Raw genomic sequence first — 16,494 nt, 5'->3', positions numbered from 1 at the left:
GCCCTGTTGCTTCTTGATTGCGCCACGGTCAGAGCGTCCGAGCCAGGAACTGGCGCAGGCGTTCCGAGCGCGGATTGGCGAACAGCTCCGCCGGCGCTCCCTCCTCCTCCACCTTGCCGCGATGGAGAAAGAGGATCTTGTGCGACACCTCGCGCGCGAACTGCATCTCGTGCGTCACGAGGATCATGGTGTTGCCCTCCTCGGCGAGCTGGCGGATGACGCGCAAGACCTCACCGACCAGTTCGGGATCGAGCGCGGACGTGGGCTCATCAAGCAGGATCACCTTGGGCCGCATGGCGAGCGTGCGGGCGATCGCCGCGCGCTGCTGCTGGCCTCCAGACAGCTGGCCGGGATATTGGGCGTGCTTGTCGGACAGCCCGACCTTTTTCAGCAGCGCATGGGCGTATTCGACGGACTCTTCACGGCGCTCCTTCAACACGTGAACGGGCGCCTCGATGATGTTTTCGAGCACCGTCAAGTGCGGCCACAGGTTGAAGCTCTGGAACACCATGCCGACGCGGGCGCGGATGCGCTCCACCTGCCGCATGTCGGCTGGATGAGAGCGTCCGTCCGCGGTCTTCTTCATCCTGATCTCTTCGCCGTCGACGATGATGCGGCCGCCGTTGGGCTGCTCAAGCATGTTGATGCAGCGCAGGAAGGTGCTCTTGCCGGAACCGGACGAACCGATCATCGACACCACCTCGCCCGCGCTGGCCGAGAGGTTGACGCCGCTCAGCACCTCGACCTGACCAAAGCTCTTGTGGAGGTCGAGTATCTCGACGGCCGGCCTAAGCCGCACGGCGACGGCCGCGGGATGTGGCTGGGCGATGCTGGTCACGGCGAATGGCGCGGCCGTTCGCGGCTTGTCGTCGATGGCGGCGTCCACCGCCTTGAGATCGGCGAAGGCGCGATCGAAATAGCGTAGGCTCGTTGCCAGCGAGTTCCACTGCCAGTCGGCATCCTCGGGGATGAAGGCGGCGCGCAAGGTAGCCCTTATGCGCTGTCCGAGCGGGGAATCGACCTTGCCGTAGAGATGCAGCCAGTTGTCGGCCTGCACCGCGTCCATGACCGTGGCGCCGTCCAGCGTGCCGCACTCGACGACCAGCGGCAGCACGCGCGCGTCGGGCAGCGCCTTGCGAACGGCCGCCGAGACATAGCCTGTCGCTGTCGCGGCGATACCGGTGTCCGTCTTGGCGTCCCTGCCGGTCAGCACCACCGAGAGCGCCGGGCCGAACACGGATTTGCCCCATGCCAGGCCGTCATGCTCGCTTTCGGCGACCGACAGCAGCGCGGGATAGCCATAGGGGCCAGCTCCGGTGTGCATGTCGAAGACCAGGACGTGACGCGCCTGCGCGGCGAATGTGGCCAGAATGTCGTTGAGCGTGCGGTTCGACCAGACGGGTCCCGCACCGCCGTAGAATAGACCGTCAGGAAACTGGTACTGACCGGCCTCCACGATCGGCGCGATACCGGCATGGCCGCCGAGCCGCTTCCTTGCTGCGTCCAGTGCCTCGTCGGCCCGGATGCGGTCGGGGCCTTCCCATTCATGGCAGACCAGCGCCGCATGTAGATCTGCGTATTTCTCGTTCTTCGGCGCCGCGGCCTGCCAGTCGATGAAATTGCGGTTGAGGTCGACATTGTCCTCGTTGACGCGGCGCGACCAGGCCGTGCCCCAGGGGTTGATGAGGTGAATGGCGAGGATTGCCGTATCGTCCGGCAGCCGCCACGGCGCATTCTCCTCCAGCCAGGCCGTCTGGCAGGCCGAACCGAACTGGCCTTCGACGCCATGCGTGCCCGAGATCAGCACCATCACCTTGGGCGCGCTGCGACGACCGATGAAGGCGACGTCGGTGGCCAGCACCTCCCCGGCCGGGCCGTGGAGGGGATGCACGTATTCCGTCAGCTCGGCACCGGCGCGCTGGGCCGCGTTGCGGAAGCGCTGGCGAAGCTCGGCAAAGCCGACCGAATAGGAGCGCGCCGCGGCTACATCACGCATGGGCTTCCACTCCGTTCCGGCTGCTGTCGTTGATGGGATGCGATGCAAGCGGCAACACCTTTCCCGGGTTCATCAGCGAATGGCCGTCGAGCGTGTCTTTGACGCGTCTCATCAGCTTCAGCTTGGTCTCGTCGGCGGTGGCGAGCAGCGAGTGGATGCGCTTGGAACCGACGCCGTGCTCGGCCGAAAATGAGCCCCCAAGAGCGACAAGATCGGCGTACAGCACCGCCTCTACGGCCGCCGCGAGCGCCGCCGGTAGAGGTCCGCCGCGGTTGAGCACGATATGCAGGTTCCCATCGGCGAGATGGCCGAAGACGTACGGTTTCAATTCAGGGTCGATACCGGCCAGCCCCGCGAGGATTCTCTCGACATATCCGTCGATCTCCGAGAGCGGCACCGACACGTCGTAGGAAGGCGCCGCCGGATGTGCTCGATAGATGACCTCGGTGTCCTCACGCAGTCCCCATAGCGCCTCTTCCTGTCGCTTCGAGCTGGCGAGGATGCCGGTCGTCCCGGGATGGCGATCCAGAATATCGCCGAAGAGTTTTTCGAACTCGACGCGCAGTGCCTCCTCGCGCGCGCCGCCAAGCCCCAGCAGAAGATAGATCGGCCGGCCGAGCTCGAAGTCGGGCTCCGACCAGCCACGCGCGGCAGCTGTGAGATCGATGAAAGACGGCCACAACGCCTCGGCCGCGCGAAGCTCGCCCGTTTCGCAGTCGAGCGCCAAGCGGATGAGGTCCAGCGCCGCCTTGACCGACGGCAGGCCGAACAGCGCCGTTGCCGTCGCGCACGGCATGGGATCGAGTTTGAGCACCGCGCACGTTACGACGCCGAGCGTGCCTTCCGCGCCGATGAAAAGATGCTTCAGGTCATAGCCCGCGGCATTCTTTACCACCCGGGTCATATCGCAATAGACGCTGCCATCCGGCAGGACCGCCTCAAGGCCGAGCACCCGGTGGCGCATGACGCCGTTGCGGAAGGCCATGACCCCGCCGGCGTTGGTCGAGATCATGCCGCCGATGGTGGCACTACCGCGCGCCGCAAGATCGATGCCCGGTTCGAGCCTGTGTTCGGCAGCCGCCTTCTGCAGATTTTCCAAAACGACGCCGGCTTGCACAACGGCCGTGTGCTCGACGGCGTCCAGCCTTTCGATGCGGTTCATCCGCTCAAGCGAAAGCACGATCTCGCCGGGCTTTGAAATGCTGCCGCCGACCAATCCTGTGCGTCCCCCCTGGGCAACGACCGGCACCGCATACTGGCTGCACAAGCGCATCACTGCGGCAACCTCGTCGGTTGTGGCGGGTGCGACGATGATGCCGGCGGCCAAATTCTCAAGATTGGTGCCGGGATCGACATCCGCGGCTGCGCCGGTTCGCAAGTGCTGCGCGCCGACGACGGCGCCGAGGTCGTCGAGAAGCGCATGCGGGACTGCCCGAGGAGCATGTTGCAATCTCGCCTGGCTGACGTGTTGGCCGTTCATTGACGCGCGATCCTTGCCAGCGCGCCGATCAGGCGGTCATTGTCGGCGGGTGAGCCAATGGTGAGGCGTGTATAGGCTTCGTAGCCTCTTTCACGCCATGCCTTGACGATGATGCCTTCTTGAAGCAAGGCGCTCGCCAGGGCCGCGCTGTCGCGGCCGCAATCGAAGAACAGGAAATTCGTCTGGGAGGACGCGACACGGAAACCAAGCTCTTCGAGGGCGGCGCCGACGCGAGCTCGCTCGCTGCGCAGGCGAGCGACCGATGCACGCATCCACGCCTCGTCGCTGAGTGCCGCGATGGCAGCAGCCTGCGCCGCGGCGTTGACGTTGAAGGGCGTCTTGGCCGCCGCCACAACGCGCGCCAGTTCGGCGTCGGAGCAGATGGCATAGCCGACGCGTAGTCCCGCCAGTCCGTAGGCCTTGGAGAAGGTGCGCAGCACGACGAAGGCAATGTCGCTTGAGCGCAGCACTTCGAGCCCGTCGGGACAGGAACCGTCAGCGAACTCGAAATAGGCTTCGTCCAGCACCAACAACGTGCTGGGTCTCACCGCTGCAATCAGCCGATCCAGCGACTTGCGATCGAGCGCAGGGCCGACGGGATTCCACGGTGAGGACAGGAAGACAACGCGGGGACCGCTGGCGACAGCCTGCTCGAGTGCCGCTATGTCGAAGCTGAGATCGTCGGTCATCGCTACTTTTGTCACGACCGCGCCCTGCGCCAGCGGCTCGATCTCGTGCAGCCCGAAGCTCGGAACCACAGTGACCACGCCCACACCTGGAACAAGCATGGCGCGCGACACCGCGGCGATCAGTTCCTCCGAACCGTTGCCGGCAACGATAGTGTCCGGCTGGATCGACAGCCTCTGCCCGAGGGCGGCACGCAGAGCTGCGCAGGCGGGGTCGGCGTAACGCCATGGCTCGAGCGTCGGCGAGGCGAGCACCGCGAGGACGGCCGGCGAGCACCCGTCCGGATTTTCATTGCTGGCCAGACGCGCGATGTCGTTGCGCCCCGAGATCGAACGGGCGACCGCGATATTCATGCCGGCATTGTAGGGCGGCAGGGCAGCGACGTTGGGGTTGAATGCCAAGCCGTTTTGCGAGCCGCTTTTGACCGAATTGTCCACGCCGAAGCTTCCGTTCTCTGAGGGAGTGCGTACTTTAACGGGCTTCCGCCCGGTCAAATGTCCAGGATGACCGATCCTCTTGGCTTGGAGCAGCACAACAGGACTTCGCCGGCAGGCGGCTCGTCCAACGGCTCCTCGAAGTAATCGACCTCGCCGGAAATCAGGCGCGACTTGCAGGTGCCGCATACGCCGGCGCGACAGCTGAATTTGGGGGAAAGGCCCTGATCCTCCGCAAAAGCGAGCAGCGATTCGGCAGTCGCGTCCCAAACCACAGTGCGGCGCGACTTGCGAAACTCCACCGTCGGAGCTTCGTCCGAAACCGCCCGTGCCGTCGGCTGCAGCTCGACCGGCGCCGCCTTGGCTGGTGTTTCCAGCAGGGTTGCCGGACCGAAGAACTCGTGGCTGATGCGCTGCTTGGGAACCCCGAGCCCACGCAGCATCCCATACACGGCCTGCATGAAGGGCGAAGGGCCGCAAAGATAGAAATCGTAGTCGTCGAGCGGCAGCAGCCGCTGCAATAGCTCTCGCGTCACCACACCTTCGCTGTGGTGGCGGCCGGCGATCCTGTCCTTTTCGGTCGGGAAGCGGTAGCAGAAATGCACCGTCATATCTGATCGAGAAGCGGCGACCTCCTCGACCTCGTCGCGCAGGGCGTGCACGACGCCATTGTCGCTGGCATGGATGAAGAACGCCTTCCGCTCTGTGGCGGCCAGGGCATGCAGCATCGCGACCAGTGGCGTCAGTCCGACGCCGCCGCTCAGCAGCACCGCCGGCCGCTTGCTCTCGCCATCGAGCGTGAAATCGCCGCGCGGCCCCTCGGCCAGCAGGACGTCACCGACCTCGACATGATCATGCAAATAGCAGGAACTGACGCCGTCGGGCACATCGGCGCTCGGTGCAGCCTCGCGCTTGACGGTAATGCGGTAGCTGCCCTGCCGCCGCGGCGAGCACGACACGCTGTAATTCCTGAGCACGAACGCGTTGCCGTCTTGGACTGGTATGCGGAAGACAAGGAACTGGCCAGGCTCGAAAGGCCGCCAACCTGCTGGTTCCAGCGGCTCCAGGTGGAAGGAGCTTATGGTTGCGCTTTCACGCACCTTGGCCACCACCTTAAGTTCGCGAAACCCGCTCCGGCCTGCGCTGACGGGCGCGGCGTAGGCGTTCATTCGGCGGCCGCCAGCTGCTGTTCCTCAGCCGCGATCAGCCTCGCCAGGTTGCGGCGGAAGCGCAGCGGACCGACGTCGATCTTCAGGTCGAGATTCGGGGTGCGCATGTCGGCCATGCCCTTGTGCACGGCGTTGAGCACCACGCGATCCTCGTCGAAGGCTCCACGCACGGACTTGGCGAACTGGCGCGAGATCTCCTCGTCGTCGGGCGCGAAATTGCGCATCTGAAACCAATAGTACCTGGTGTGGTTCCCATCGACAGGAGTCATGAAGTTGTAGCTGTCCATGAGGAAGACATCTTCATGAAGGGGCTTGTCCTCCCCGCCTGTGTTGGCTGGCACGAAGATCGCCTTGATGATGGCGTGGCTTGGATAGCGTACCTCGTAATGCTGCTTGCGGTCGCACTTGCCACGGAACTTGAGATAGGGTGCGTAGAATGGCGCGGGCTCAACATCCACCATCCAGCGCCAGACGGTGACGCCGTCCTCGCCGACGGTCGTTTCGAGTGGGGCCTCCTCGGCGGCGGCATTGCCGAACGAGCTCTGGTGGACCCAGGCGACGTGCGAGGGGTCGAGCAGGTTGTCGGTCATGTAGAGGTAGTTGCATTCGAGCATCATCGACTCGCCGCGATTGACGCCCCATGCTGGGTCGCCCCAATGCTCGACCTGGAAGATCTTGGCCGGATCGGCCTTGCCAGCCTCGCCCATCCAGATCCAGAGCAGGCCGTAGCGCTCGGCGATCGGATAGCTGCGCACCTGTGCCACATGCGGAATCTTCTCCGCGCCTGGAACGCGGGTGCAGGTGCCGGTGCAATCGAAAGTGAGGCCGTGATAGCCGCATTCGACATCGTCGCCCTTGATACGGCCCATCGACAGCGGCAGCTTGCGGTGCGGGCAGGCATCTTCGAGGGCGGCGGCGGCGCCGTCGGTCTTGCGGTACAGGACGATGTCCTCGCCGAGGACCTTCACCGGCTTCAGCTCATTGGAGCCAACCTCGTGATCCCAAGCGGCGACATACCAGCAATTCCTGAGAAACATGGCCGCTTCCTCTCCGAGATATCGATCCTTCGGGAAAAGTTCTAGTGTCGCGGAGGGGGTGCAAAAAGCGCTTGCAGCTGGCTTCTATTTTAGAAAAACTAAAACAAAGCCTCGGAAACATATATCGTGAGAACCTCGCCACCCTTGCGCGCGATACAGGCCTTCGAAGCCTTCGGACGTCTGGGCAGCGTGACGGGCGCTGCCTACGAGCTCGGCGTTTCGCCCGGCGCTGTCAGCCAGCAGATCCGCAAGACGGAAGAATTTCTCGGTGTGCAACTTCTGGAGCGCCGCGGCAGGATACTCACGCTGACCTCTTGGGGACGGCTCTACCACTCGGCGGTGTCAGAGGGCTTCGATCGCATCCGGGGCGCCGGAGAACTGCTCGAACGGGCGCGCACCGAGAGCGCGCTGACTGTCTCGTGCCTGCCTTCGCTCGCCAGCAAGTGGCTGGCGCCTCAGCTTTTCGACTGGCAGGCGCATCATTTGGGCGCCACAGTGCGCCTGATCGGCGCCGAGGCCGAGGCGCGCTTCGGCGACGAGCAGCTCGACTTTCGCATTTCCTATGGCGCGAAGAATCGTGGCTACGACCACTATGTCGAACTATTCACCGACTGGGTCGTGCCGGCCTGCTCGCCGGCGCTGCTGGAGCGGCTACCTTTGCGCAAGCCGGTCGACATCCTCGAACGGCCATTGCTGGCGATCGAATGGGCACGCGAGCATCGCTCGCCGCCGACCTGGAGCGAGTGGGCGGCAAGCATCGGCGCGAAATACCGCAAGACATCGGGCGAGGTTGCATTCTCGCTGTCTAGCGCGGCCATCGACGCAGCCATCAACGGTCGCGGCTTCGTCCTGGCGCAATTGTCGATGGCGAAGGACGACATTACCTCCGGTCGGCTGGTTGTGCCATTCGACGTCCCCCTTCGACTGCCCGATCCCTATTTCCTTGCCTGGGATCGATCGGCGCTGCAAAAGCCTCATGGCGCGGAGCTTCGCGCCTGGATCGTCTCGATCGCAAACCGCCAGGAGGCGGAGTATTCGGATTCGCCGCGTTCAGAGGGCGTAGGCGCCTCGCTTGGGTAAGGCGCCGCGGACCACTAGGATAGAAGAGCACCTTCGGGCCGGTTTCGCACGCTATGCTGCCAGTTCGCTTCCGGCCCGTTCCAGACATTTTCTTGGAGTGCGGTTTTCGCCTGAATCGGCCACAGCAGCGGCCGATGGCTGACAGCCTGAATTGCCAGACGGCGGAAGCGGTTATCGCTGCATCGTCGACACGAGACCGGCTCTGGCGACGGCGAACGTCAGCTAAGACTTGAATGGAAGGACGTGGTGGCGCGACGCTGCCAAAGCATGCGGCGTGGTCCCTCCGTTCGGCTACGGTTCGCAAGGCCATATGAGATCACACGGAGCATATGGGTTGCCTTGGGTGCTGCGTTTCCAGTCTTTCAGCTGTTGCTGCTTGTGGTGGCAGGTTTGCCCGCCAGTGCCGCCGGCGCCAGCGAAACGATATCCGGCACCAGGATGTCGTGACGACGGGCGAAGGCAACGAGGGTTGCTCTGACTGTTTCGGGCTCGATATCGCCGGCAAGGCCAGCCTTGCAGGCATTGAGAGCAATGGCATGGGCATTGCTCCTGGTCGCGGCAGGCCAGTCCTGGAGCACGGCATAGGCTTGCATCACCGTCTCAAGTCTCACCGGCAGGCCCATGCCGACGAGGATGGTAACCGCTTCCTTAAAGTGGTCGTGTTTCATTGTCTGAAGCTCCTTTCGACTGTGCCGCCATCCCGCCGGCGCGACGGTTACCTGCGACGGCGTGGCGACGCGGATAGGAAGGTCGAAGGACAATCCCTTTCGACGCTTCATGCTTTGTTGTGTCGGTCTCAGAACTCAGGACAGCCAACCGCTCCATTGGCCAAGCCAGCAACACGGATCCCGACTGGGCCAGTCCTGGCGGCGGCAGCGCCTTGTGAGCCTTCACCAATGCCTCGAGCCACGCGGCGACGGCAAGCGGCACCTGGGCGCTACCGTCCAGCCAGCGAGCCACCTCGCTCGGCGGATAGTCAAGTTCCTCTGCCAAGTCGGCGGCGCCCCATCTCAGTCTTTTCAGGCATTCGCGCAATCGTCCCGCAATCATGGCTATCCTCCTCCATCCGCGATCATGAAACGTCGTCCCGAGGCGATAGAAGCCGAGGCTGGCCCGTCCCGGTCAACTTCGTCCAGACGTTTCCGCTGACACATGCTGCGCCGCCAAAAACATCAACGTCGAGGCGACAGTACGCCGGTTCCATCCGACGGATTCGGCGGTGTCCAGCAAGCCTGCCAGTAGCGGCTTCAGCGCGTTGCGGCATTCGGCTTCGTAGGCGAGGAATTCGCTTGCCGGATGCGTCGGTCCCGGAACCGACCCGCTTATCGTGTCCATAGATTTCTCCCATCTTGTCCGTCGCAAGCGCCCGCTCCCCGGACCGGGAGCGGGCGACGTCTGCGTTTTAGAAGTCCATGCCGGCGCCGGCGGGCATGGCGGGGGCGGCTTCCTTCTTCGGCTTTTCGGCCACCATGGCCTCCGTGGTGACGAGCAGTCCTGCTACCGAAGCGGCATCCTGAAGCGCGGTGCGCACTACCTTGGCTGGATCGATCACACCCTGCGTGTAGAGGTCGCCATATTCGCCGGTCTGGGCGTTCCAGCCAAAGGCGAAGTCGGTCTTCTCGCGCAGCTTGCCGACGACGATCGAGCCTTCCGATCCGGCATTCTCAGCGATCTGGCGCGCCGGAGCCTCGATCGCCCGCCGCACGATGTCGACGCCGTATCTCTGGTCGGGATTGTCGACCGCAACGGCGTCGAGCGCCTTGGCCGCCCTGAGCAGGGCAACGCCGCCGCCAGGCAGGATACCTTCCTCGACCGCGGCGCGCGTGGCATGCAGCGCGTCGTCGACGCGGTCCTTCTTCTCCTTGACCTCGACTTCCGTCGCGCCGCCGACACGGATCACCGCGACGCCGCCGGCGAGCTTGGCCAGCCGCTCCTGCAGCTTCTCGCGATCGTAATCGGAGGTGGTCTCCTCGATTTGCGCCTTGATCTGCGTGACGCGGCCCTGGATTTCCTGTTTCTTGCCGGCGCCGTCCACGATGGTAGTGTTCTCCTTCTCGATGGCCACTTTCTTGGCGCGGCCGAGCATCGCCAACGTTACGTTCTCCAGCTTGATGCCGAGATCCTCGCTGATGGCCGTGCCGCCGGTTAGGATGGCGATATCCTCCAGCATGGCCTTGCGACGGTCGCCGAAGCCCGGAGCCTTGACGGCGGCAACCTTCAGCCCGCCGCGCAGCTTGTTGACGACGAGCGTAGCCAGGGCTTCGCCCTCGACGTCCTCGGCGATGATCAGCAGCGGCTTGCCGGCCTGCACCACGGCCTCGAGCACGGGAAGCAGCGCCTGCAGGTTGCCAAGTTTCTTTTCATGGATCAGCACATAGGGCTCGTCGAGCTCCACGCGCATCTTGTCCTGGTTGGTGACGAAGTAGGGTGAGAGATAGCCGCGATCGAACTGCATGCCTTCGACGACTTCCAGCTCGGTCTCGGCGGTCTTGGCTTCCTCGACGGTGATGACGCCCTCGTTGCCGACCTTTTCCATAGCCTCGGCCAGGAAGCGGCCGATTTCGGCATCGCCATTGGCCGAGATGGTGCCGACCTGAGCGATCTCGTCGTTTCTGGTGATCTTGCGGGCATTCGTCTTGAGTTCGGTGACGACCGCGTCCACCGCCTTGTCGATGCCGCGCTTGAGGTCCATCGGGTTCATGCCGGAAGCCACCGCCTTGGCACCCTCGCGAACGATCGCCTGGGCGAGAACGGTAGCGGTGGTCGTGCCATCGCCGGCGAGATCATTGGTCTTCGAAGCAACTTCGCGGACCATCTGCGCGCCCATGTTCTCGAACTTGTCCTCGAGCTCGATCTCCTTGGCGACGGTGACGCCGTCCTTGGTTATGCGCGGAGCGCCGAACGACTTGTCGATGACGACGTTGCGGCCCTTCGGACCAAGCGTGACCTTCACCGCGTCGGCGAGGATGTTGACGCCGCGCAGCATGCGCTCGCGGGCGTCGGAATGGAATTTGACTTCCTTGGCAGCCATTGGATCACTCCTTTTCTAGGCAGTTGTCTTTGACTGGGTTGCGGTTCGATCGAAGCCCCCGGTCAGGCGGCTTTCTTCAGCGTCGCGACCTGCTCGATCACGCCCATCACGTCGCTTTCCTTCATGATGAGCAGGTCCTCGCCGTTGAGCTTGATCTCGGTGCCGGACCATTTGCCGAACAGAATGCGGTCGCCGATCTTCACGTCGAGGGGCGCGAGCTTGCCGCTCTCGTCGCGGGCGCCCGGGCCCACGGCGATAACCTCGCCTTCCTGCGGCTTTTCCTTGGCAGTGTCGGGGATGATGATGCCGCCGGCGGTCTTCTCTTCAGCTTCGATGCGGCGGACCAGGATACGGTCATGCAATGGACGGAACGTCATATCGTTCTCCTTCAGGACAAACAGATTTTTGAGGTTCCTCCGCTCCGGGCCGGTAGGACCGGAGCGGGGCTCACGCGACCCTTTCGGCGTCGCGCGCATGTCGAGCTAATTTTGCCTCCGTTCACTTTCAAGAGGGGGGTGAAAATTTTTTGGCACTCTCGAATGTTGAGTGCTACTGCTCTGAAAACATGCGGTAAATTCGGGTCGCGTCGACGAAATGAGAGACTTGAATTCGCGATTGAGCTGAACAAAATTATCGGCACCGCCGGGGCCGCTGAGAAGTTGCACCCCGAAACAAGGAGTTTTGGAGACGGAGGACAGAAATGAACCGACAGACGCTTTCGCCGATCATCCCTTCCCTTGCTCCCGAAATATCAGACCTTTCCCTCGATCGGCTGCTGTCGCCGGCCAGCCATTTTCAGCACCCGCGGGATGTGCTGGAGGACGGCTCGCTCGACATATGGGAAAAGCGGGCGATCCTTTCGTCCTGGGCGTCCGACGCCTGCGCCGTGGAATCGATGCCGGCACTGCGCCAGCCGCCGGGCACCGGGCGGCCGGTCTCCTTCGACGACATCATGGATGCGTTGCGCCGGCTTGATGCGCTCGCCCCGCCGCCCAGCGGCGCTGCCGATGACGACCATCCGCAGTTGATCGATCGGCTGAGCGCGTGAGACGCAGAAGGCGATGGCGAACGCGGTCAGCAGGGAATTCCGCTTGCAGATGAACGGCTACGGCTTGACCACTGCCGAGATCCATTATCATCTGCCCGACCATCCCGGCCTGCTCCAGCTTTACGTGTGGCAGGATTATGATCTCGCCCCGGATTTCCCCGCGCTGAGGGGCTTTCTAGGCTTTTGGGAACGCGAACTGGCGGGCGCCTTGCATTCCGTCCGGGTCGCCCACCATCGGCTCATTAGGCCCTCAGAATGGCGGGCTGTCGACGGGGTCATCGCGCTCCAGTGAAGATCAGCGCCGCAAGGCGGTCGTGTCGTGCGGCCGCCTTCACTTCATCATTTGCTCGCCTGGATGCAGACGAAAAGGGTGACTTTTTCACGACCTTGAAGGCGGGTTCGCGGCCGGGTCTTGACGTTCCGGTGTTGAATTCCCAGATCGATTTTGCCGGTGCTTGAGAGACTGGCAAGGTCAAGGGGCGCCGCTTCCTTGGCGCGCCTCGTATCTATGTTGCTCAATGGAGGATGTAGCTATGAGAACCAATTTTGACTTCACTCCGCTGTTCCGGTCGAGCATCGGTTTCGATCGAATGTTGAACGCGCTCGAAACGGCGAGCCGCATCGAAACCGTCGACAATTGGCCACCCTACGACATCGCCAAGACCGCCGAAGACGCCTACCGCATCACTATGGCGGTGGCCGGCTTCGCGCAGGACGAACTGGACCTTACCCAGGAGCAGAACATGCTCATGGTCTCAGGCCAGAAAGCCGGCGAGGATAAGAGTGAATACCTGCATCGAGGCATCGCCGGTCGCGCATTCCAGCGCCGCTTCGAGCTTGCCGATCATGTGAAGGTCGTCGGCGCCAGCCTGGTGAATGGCCTGCTGACGATCGACCTGAAGCGTGAGATTCCGGAAGAGATGAAACCGCGCCGGATCGAGATCGCAGCCGACAAGGCGATGCCCAAAGGCGCGATGAAGAAGATCGAAGCCGAAAAGCACGCCGCCTGAGTGTCTCTTGTCGGCGCACTCGCGCAAGCGCCGGGCACATTGCCCGGCGCAATAGGAAGCCTTTTCAACAGAGAGGAGGAAATTATGAGTGTCCGTGATCTGATCCCCTGGGGCCGGAGCAACGGCAACCAGCTTCCAAGCGTGTTCCACGACGGCGAACGCGATCCGTTCCTGTCGCTGCATCGTGAGGTAAACCGCCTGTTCGACGATGTTTTCCGCGGCTTCGACAGCCGTTTGCCGTCTTTCGGCGGTGTCTCCGCCCTCGGCGCCGGTTGGCCGAGCGTCGAGATCTCCAACGGAGAGAAGGAGATCAAGGTCACCGCCGAGGTGCCGGGCCTCGAACAGAAAGACATCGAGGTCCTGCTCGACGACGGCGTGCTGACGCTGCGGGGCGAGAAACGCTCCGAGACGGACGACAAGGATAGGCAGTTCTCCGAACGCTACTATGGCCGGTTCGAGCGCCGCATCCCGGTCGGCTACGAGGTCAAGGAAGACGAGGTGGAGGCGCGCTTCAGGAATGGCGTGCTGACTGTCACCTTGCCGAAGAGCGAGAAGGCACAGTCGCAAGTCAAGCGCATTGACATCAAGAGTTGATGCATCGACGCCTGGGTTGCGGCCCGCACGCCGCAGCCCGGGCGACTTCGTTGACGGTCTCTGGAAGCTGGTCGTCCGGGTAGAGGCCCAATCAGGTGCCATAACCCCAGTCGTGACCCACGTCGCTCCACAGCCGCAGCTCTCTGCTCAGCCTGTATCCAGCTCGGGCGCGCAAACTGCGTGCCCCAGATGCCTGCGCCCGCTTGAAGAGCTTGCGATCGATAATCGCACCTATGTTCGGGGAGATTTATCCTGCGCTTGCCCTTCAGTTTGTAGGAGCGTCAGTTCCAAACATGTTGCGAACTCCGAATAAATGGCGGGGCGCCGAATTGCGCTCCCGCCAGGGTTCGCCTTTCAGTCGAGAACTTTGACGACGGTACGGGTTTTCGGATCGACGACCACGGTCCGATTGTCGATCACGGTGTATTCGTACGTCACGTTGGGTACTTTATGCAGCTCGACCTTTTCCGGCACCGTGCTCCCGATCTTCAACTCCACGCCTGGCAACTTGATCGAGGCAAGAGGCTCCTTCTTCACATACTCGCGGATGGTCGTCTCCTGTTCAGGTGCCAGAACCACCGTATCCGCTATTGCGACGCTGATGCCTGACAAGAGCAACAGGCCGGCGATAGAATTGGTGATCATCGTCTTCATTCGATACCTCCATTATATGTGCCCCTTGCCCAATGCCGATGCGAGACCGGCAGAGCCGCCGATAGGGGCCGTTCTCAGCGATCCACCAAAGCAATGTCGTTCCGGCTTTGATGTTTCACTGCGAAGGTCGATTGAGACCAATGCGCGCAGCCATCGGACTAAAGTCCCATGGATCAGTAGGAGGTGATCATCCGCCAGTTCTGGGGCCGGGGGTAGCGCTTTGCCTCGCCTCACCCTCCTGCCGGGGAGGGACGTCGCTAGACTCTGTCATGGGCTCGGGCAGGTCCGGTGGTGGCTTGTGAAGCAGGTCCTCTTATTTTATCGGCATCGAAATAGATAAGGGCTATCTCGGTATTGCCGGGGATACGACTTACGTGCTGCCGGATTATCCTGCCCAGCCGGGCCCAAACAGGAGTGGCTGTTTGAGGCCGAGGTCTTTCTCAGAACAATTCGACGACGCCGCTCCGTTCCACCCCATCGAACATCGCCGATCCACAGGCGCGGATGCCCGCCCAGCGTGCCCATGCAATAAACGCTTTCCGAGCCACGTCGGCCTCACCGCGTCCATCATACGCGGCGCAGCAGGCCTCGCAGGCGCATGCATGCAACTTGCTTCGTTGTTCGAAAGGCCACTCTTCGAGGAACTCGATCGCGTCCATCGCATTCCGGATCGCCCTCATGCCGAAAGATGGGTCGTCCACCAGCACCGGCGGTTCAAAAATGTCTGCCATACTTTCCTCCGCTTAGTTTCGGCCGCTCTGCGGCGGCTAAAGCGCGTCGCGCTGAAACGGATTCAGGCGACGCGCTTTAGGTCCTTTGTTTGATGCATGTCGTTGCCGCAAAACCGAGGTCACTTTTGCGCGACATGCATTAGAAGCAAACATCCACAACGTGTCGAATAGCGCTCGCGGCGCCATTCGGAAGATATTGGATGCGGGACTTCCAGCTTCAAGCAACCGGCCAATGAGGGCCGCCGCGCCGGAGAGCCCTTGATAGGTGACCGGCGCCTGTTGCCTGTTGGGAGAGTGTCCTGGCGCCGGCCCGGCGAATCGGAGTTCGCCGCGCGATCAGAATGAACCGACAGGCCGAACTCGGCGACCTCAAAGGAGTCATTTGCACAAGCTATTTTAGCGATTCTGCATGAGTGAGCTGATGGGGTCGGAACCTTTGTTCTCAGCTCATGTTGATTCATTGGACGGCGCATCTTCTCTCCAACCTAGAGCGCGCCGCGTCGGGATGGATTGTCGCCTTTCACCGCAAAGATGGGAGACGCCGGCTTTCCTTAGGAGGTCCCGACAAAGAGCCCGCCCCACGCCAGAAGAGCGGGCTCTTTCATTGCGCAGCACACGCACGAAAAATTCAGTTGAAATGCCCAATTTTCCCGACTTATAAAACATGACGTTCCCATTGCTTTCTCGGGAAGCATGCGATGGATAACGTCATTCCGATAAGACCCAAGATGTCAGCTCGCGTCGAGGTGGTGAAAGCCAGCGACGAATGGCTCGTCCTCGTGGTGGAAGACCAGCAAGAACTCACCCGCTCATTCGAACTGGAATCGTATGCGTTGGCTTTCGCGGAAGGCCAGCGCATACGGCTAGGGTTGGATAAGATCACCCGAGGAACCTAAGCCGGTGACTGCGGCTTATGGAAAACGACCTTACGGACTCGTAAGGTTCTCTCGAGACGAGGATTGTGGTTTGCAGTCTCCGCTGCCTTCCAATCGCCCCTTACGAATGGATTTGATGAGGTCGCTGACGCGGTCTGCCGGCTCGACCGATGGTTTCATGCTGCTTCCGACGATCGAGCTCCGGCCGGTGCCATAAAAGCGCTTCAGGCAAGCTATCTTGGCGCGCCGCCAAGTGCGGCCAACAAAGCTCGCAGGTACGTTCCCCGATCTTCGTGTGCCAGATGTTTCAGAACGGTAATGGAATCCAGCTTTTCCGCGACCTTCCATGGTTCAGAAACGGGAAACCGGCGTGGGAGTTCGCTACTGGATGCTGTCGTGGTTAACGCCGCGCGGATTTACGCGCCCGCGGCCTAATCGAGGCATCATCGTGTCGACCGAATATTTTGGCGCGACAGACTCCGGTCTGTGAAGCACCACCCGGTTGCGGCCGGCCTGCTTGGCCGGGTAGGGTGCTGCATCCGCCTGACGCTGCAGATGATCCGGAGAAATGGTCTCGTCGGCCGCCTGAGCGTTTTCGTACATTCGGAAACGCTTTGATATTTTCCACGAGTTGGCCTGTCCCGGATCTACAAAAGACCAGGGAACGG

General features: G+C 62.4%; 18 protein-coding genes and 1 pseudogene. 6 read left to right on the top strand and 13 right to left on the bottom strand.

Annotated elements, in window-relative coordinates:
- Positions 1–28: 28 nt before the first annotated feature.
- The 5 genes from RFM52_RS12115 to RFM52_RS12095 form a co-directional block, all read right to left on the bottom strand.
- On the bottom strand, positions 29–1,996 hold the full coding sequence (locus RFM52_RS12115) for a DUF2817 domain-containing protein (RefSeq protein ID WP_320293720.1): 1,968 nt from the start codon (positions 1,994–1,996) through the stop codon (positions 29–31).
- A complete protein-coding gene (locus RFM52_RS12110) occupies positions 1,989–3,323 on the bottom strand; it encodes an FAD-binding oxidoreductase (RefSeq protein WP_320293721.1) in 1,335 nt (444 codons plus the stop codon). The genes RFM52_RS12115 and RFM52_RS12110 overlap by 8 nt, the downstream gene beginning before the upstream one ends.
- A 149-nt stretch (positions 3,324–3,472) precedes the next feature.
- Positions 3,473–4,600 carry a histidinol-phosphate transaminase gene (gene hisC / locus RFM52_RS12105; RefSeq protein ID WP_320293722.1) on the bottom strand — a complete coding sequence of 376 codons (1,128 nt, stop codon included), beginning with the start codon at positions 4,598–4,600 and terminating at the stop codon, positions 3,473–3,475.
- Positions 4,601–4,653: 53 nt separating this feature from the next.
- Entirely contained in the window at positions 4,654–5,766 is a 1,113-nt protein-coding gene (locus RFM52_RS12100; protein ID WP_320293723.1) for a 2Fe-2S iron-sulfur cluster-binding protein, read from the bottom strand.
- Entirely contained in the window at positions 5,763–6,803 is a 1,041-nt protein-coding gene (locus tag RFM52_RS12095) for an aromatic ring-hydroxylating dioxygenase subunit alpha (protein WP_320293724.1), read from the bottom strand. The genes RFM52_RS12100 and RFM52_RS12095 overlap by 4 nt, the downstream gene beginning before the upstream one ends.
- A 126-nt stretch (positions 6,804–6,929) precedes the next feature.
- Between RFM52_RS12095 and RFM52_RS12090 the strand changes: the two genes are divergently transcribed.
- The gene (locus tag RFM52_RS12090; protein WP_320293725.1) at positions 6,930–7,883 is read left to right on the top strand and encodes a LysR substrate-binding domain-containing protein; all 954 of its coding nucleotides are present in this window, start codon (positions 6,930–6,932) and stop codon (positions 7,881–7,883) included.
- 362 nt (positions 7,884–8,245) lie between these two features.
- Here the strand turns inward: RFM52_RS12090 and RFM52_RS12085 are convergent, their stop codons facing one another.
- The 5 genes from RFM52_RS12085 to groES all read right to left on the bottom strand — a co-directional run bounded on the left by RFM52_RS12085 (position 8,246) and on the right by groES (position 11,291).
- Complete coding sequence (locus RFM52_RS12085) at positions 8,246–8,551, bottom strand: DUF982 domain-containing protein (protein WP_320293726.1); 306 nt, start codon at positions 8,549–8,551, stop codon at positions 8,246–8,248.
- Positions 8,532–8,933 carry a helix-turn-helix domain-containing protein gene (locus RFM52_RS12080; protein ID WP_320293727.1) on the bottom strand — a complete coding sequence of 134 codons (402 nt, stop codon included), beginning with the start codon at positions 8,931–8,933 and terminating at the stop codon, positions 8,532–8,534. Before RFM52_RS12080 ends, RFM52_RS12085 begins: the two co-directional genes overlap by 20 nt.
- 72 nt (positions 8,934–9,005) lie before the next feature.
- On the bottom strand, positions 9,006–9,218 hold the full coding sequence (locus RFM52_RS12075; RefSeq protein ID WP_320293728.1) for a hypothetical protein: 213 nt from the start codon (positions 9,216–9,218) through the stop codon (positions 9,006–9,008).
- A gap of 67 nt (positions 9,219–9,285) precedes the next feature.
- On the bottom strand, positions 9,286–10,914 hold the full coding sequence (gene groL, locus RFM52_RS12070) for a chaperonin GroEL (RefSeq protein ID WP_320293729.1): 1,629 nt from the start codon (positions 10,912–10,914) through the stop codon (positions 9,286–9,288).
- Between the two features lie 62 nt (positions 10,915–10,976).
- Positions 10,977–11,291 (bottom strand): co-chaperone GroES, encoded by a 315-nt coding sequence (gene groES / locus RFM52_RS12065; RefSeq protein ID WP_320293730.1) that lies wholly within the window; start codon positions 11,289–11,291, stop codon positions 10,977–10,979.
- Between the two features lie 323 nt (positions 11,292–11,614).
- Between groES and RFM52_RS12060 the strand changes: the two genes are divergently transcribed.
- The 4 genes from RFM52_RS12060 (at position 11,615) to RFM52_RS12045 (ending at position 13,566) form a co-directional block, all read left to right on the top strand.
- Positions 11,615–11,962 carry a hypothetical protein gene (locus RFM52_RS12060; protein WP_320293731.1) on the top strand — a complete coding sequence of 116 codons (348 nt, stop codon included), beginning with the start codon at positions 11,615–11,617 and terminating at the stop codon, positions 11,960–11,962.
- 13 nt (positions 11,963–11,975) lie between these two features.
- Positions 11,976–12,254: an usg protein gene (locus RFM52_RS12055; RefSeq protein ID WP_320293732.1), complete on the top strand. Its 279-nt coding sequence runs from the start codon at positions 11,976–11,978 to the stop codon at positions 12,252–12,254.
- A gap of 241 nt (positions 12,255–12,495) precedes the next feature.
- Positions 12,496–12,972, top strand: a complete 477-nt coding sequence (locus RFM52_RS12050) for an Hsp20 family protein (RefSeq protein WP_320293733.1) — start codon at positions 12,496–12,498, stop codon at positions 12,970–12,972.
- Between the two features lie 84 nt (positions 12,973–13,056).
- Positions 13,057–13,566, top strand: a complete 510-nt coding sequence (locus tag RFM52_RS12045) for an Hsp20/alpha crystallin family protein (RefSeq protein ID WP_320293734.1) — start codon at positions 13,057–13,059, stop codon at positions 13,564–13,566.
- 354 nt (positions 13,567–13,920) lie between these two features.
- On the opposite strand, the gene RFM52_RS12040 is transcribed toward RFM52_RS12045, so the two are convergent.
- Together RFM52_RS12040 and RFM52_RS12035 are read right to left on the bottom strand one after the other, a co-directional pair.
- On the bottom strand, positions 13,921–14,220 hold the full coding sequence (locus tag RFM52_RS12040) for a DUF1236 domain-containing protein (protein ID WP_320293735.1): 300 nt from the start codon (positions 14,218–14,220) through the stop codon (positions 13,921–13,923).
- Positions 14,221–14,660: 440 nt separating this feature from the next.
- Positions 14,661–14,951 (bottom strand): DUF982 domain-containing protein, encoded by a 291-nt coding sequence (locus tag RFM52_RS12035; RefSeq protein WP_320293736.1) that lies wholly within the window; start codon positions 14,949–14,951, stop codon positions 14,661–14,663.
- Positions 14,952–15,649: 698 nt separating this feature from the next.
- On the opposite strand from RFM52_RS12035, the gene RFM52_RS12030 reads away from it, so the two are divergent.
- Complete coding sequence (locus RFM52_RS12030) at positions 15,650–15,847, top strand: hypothetical protein (RefSeq protein WP_320293737.1); 198 nt, start codon at positions 15,650–15,652, stop codon at positions 15,845–15,847.
- A gap of 360 nt (positions 15,848–16,207) precedes the next feature.
- Here the strand turns inward: RFM52_RS12030 and RFM52_RS12025 are convergent.
- Positions 16,208–16,411, bottom strand: a pseudogene (locus RFM52_RS12025) (hypothetical protein); the annotation flags it as partial.
- Between the last annotated feature and the right edge of the window lie 83 nt (positions 16,412–16,494).

It is taken from the genome of Mesorhizobium humile (assembly GCF_033977215.1).
Classification (GTDB): Bacteria; Pseudomonadota; Alphaproteobacteria; order Rhizobiales; family Rhizobiaceae; genus Mesorhizobium; species Mesorhizobium humile.
This window is presented reverse-complemented; position numbering and strand designations above follow the sequence as displayed.

Coding starts and splice junctions, on each gene's coding strand:
- RFM52_RS12115 (WP_320293720.1), bottom strand. CDS start 1,996: ATGCGTGATGTAGCCGCGGCGCGCTCCTATTCGGTCGGCTTTGCCGAG.
- RFM52_RS12100 (WP_320293723.1), bottom strand. CDS start 5,766: ATGAACGCCTACGCCGCGCCCGTCAGCGCAGGCCGGAGCGGGTTTCGC.
- RFM52_RS12095 (WP_320293724.1), bottom strand. CDS start 6,803: ATGTTTCTCAGGAATTGCTGGTATGTCGCCGCTTGGGATCACGAGGTT.
- RFM52_RS12085 (WP_320293726.1), bottom strand. CDS start 8,551: ATGAAACACGACCACTTTAAGGAAGCGGTTACCATCCTCGTCGGCATG.
- RFM52_RS12080 (WP_320293727.1), bottom strand. CDS start 8,933: ATGATTGCGGGACGATTGCGCGAATGCCTGAAAAGACTGAGATGGGGC.
- RFM52_RS12075 (WP_320293728.1), bottom strand. CDS start 9,218: ATGGACACGATAAGCGGGTCGGTTCCGGGACCGACGCATCCGGCAAGC.
- groL (WP_320293729.1), bottom strand. CDS start 10,914: ATGGCTGCCAAGGAAGTCAAATTCCATTCCGACGCCCGCGAGCGCATG.
- groES (WP_320293730.1), bottom strand. CDS start 11,291: ATGACGTTCCGTCCATTGCATGACCGTATCCTGGTCCGCCGCATCGAA.
- RFM52_RS12060 (WP_320293731.1), top strand. CDS start 11,615: ATGAACCGACAGACGCTTTCGCCGATCATCCCTTCCCTTGCTCCCGAA.
- RFM52_RS12055 (WP_320293732.1), top strand. CDS start 11,976: ATGGCGAACGCGGTCAGCAGGGAATTCCGCTTGCAGATGAACGGCTAC.
- RFM52_RS12050 (WP_320293733.1), top strand. CDS start 12,496: ATGAGAACCAATTTTGACTTCACTCCGCTGTTCCGGTCGAGCATCGGT.
- RFM52_RS12045 (WP_320293734.1), top strand. CDS start 13,057: ATGAGTGTCCGTGATCTGATCCCCTGGGGCCGGAGCAACGGCAACCAG.
- RFM52_RS12040 (WP_320293735.1), bottom strand. CDS start 14,220: ATGAAGACGATGATCACCAATTCTATCGCCGGCCTGTTGCTCTTGTCA.
- RFM52_RS12035 (WP_320293736.1), bottom strand. CDS start 14,951: ATGGCAGACATTTTTGAACCGCCGGTGCTGGTGGACGACCCATCTTTC.
- RFM52_RS12030 (WP_320293737.1), top strand. CDS start 15,650: ATGGATAACGTCATTCCGATAAGACCCAAGATGTCAGCTCGCGTCGAG.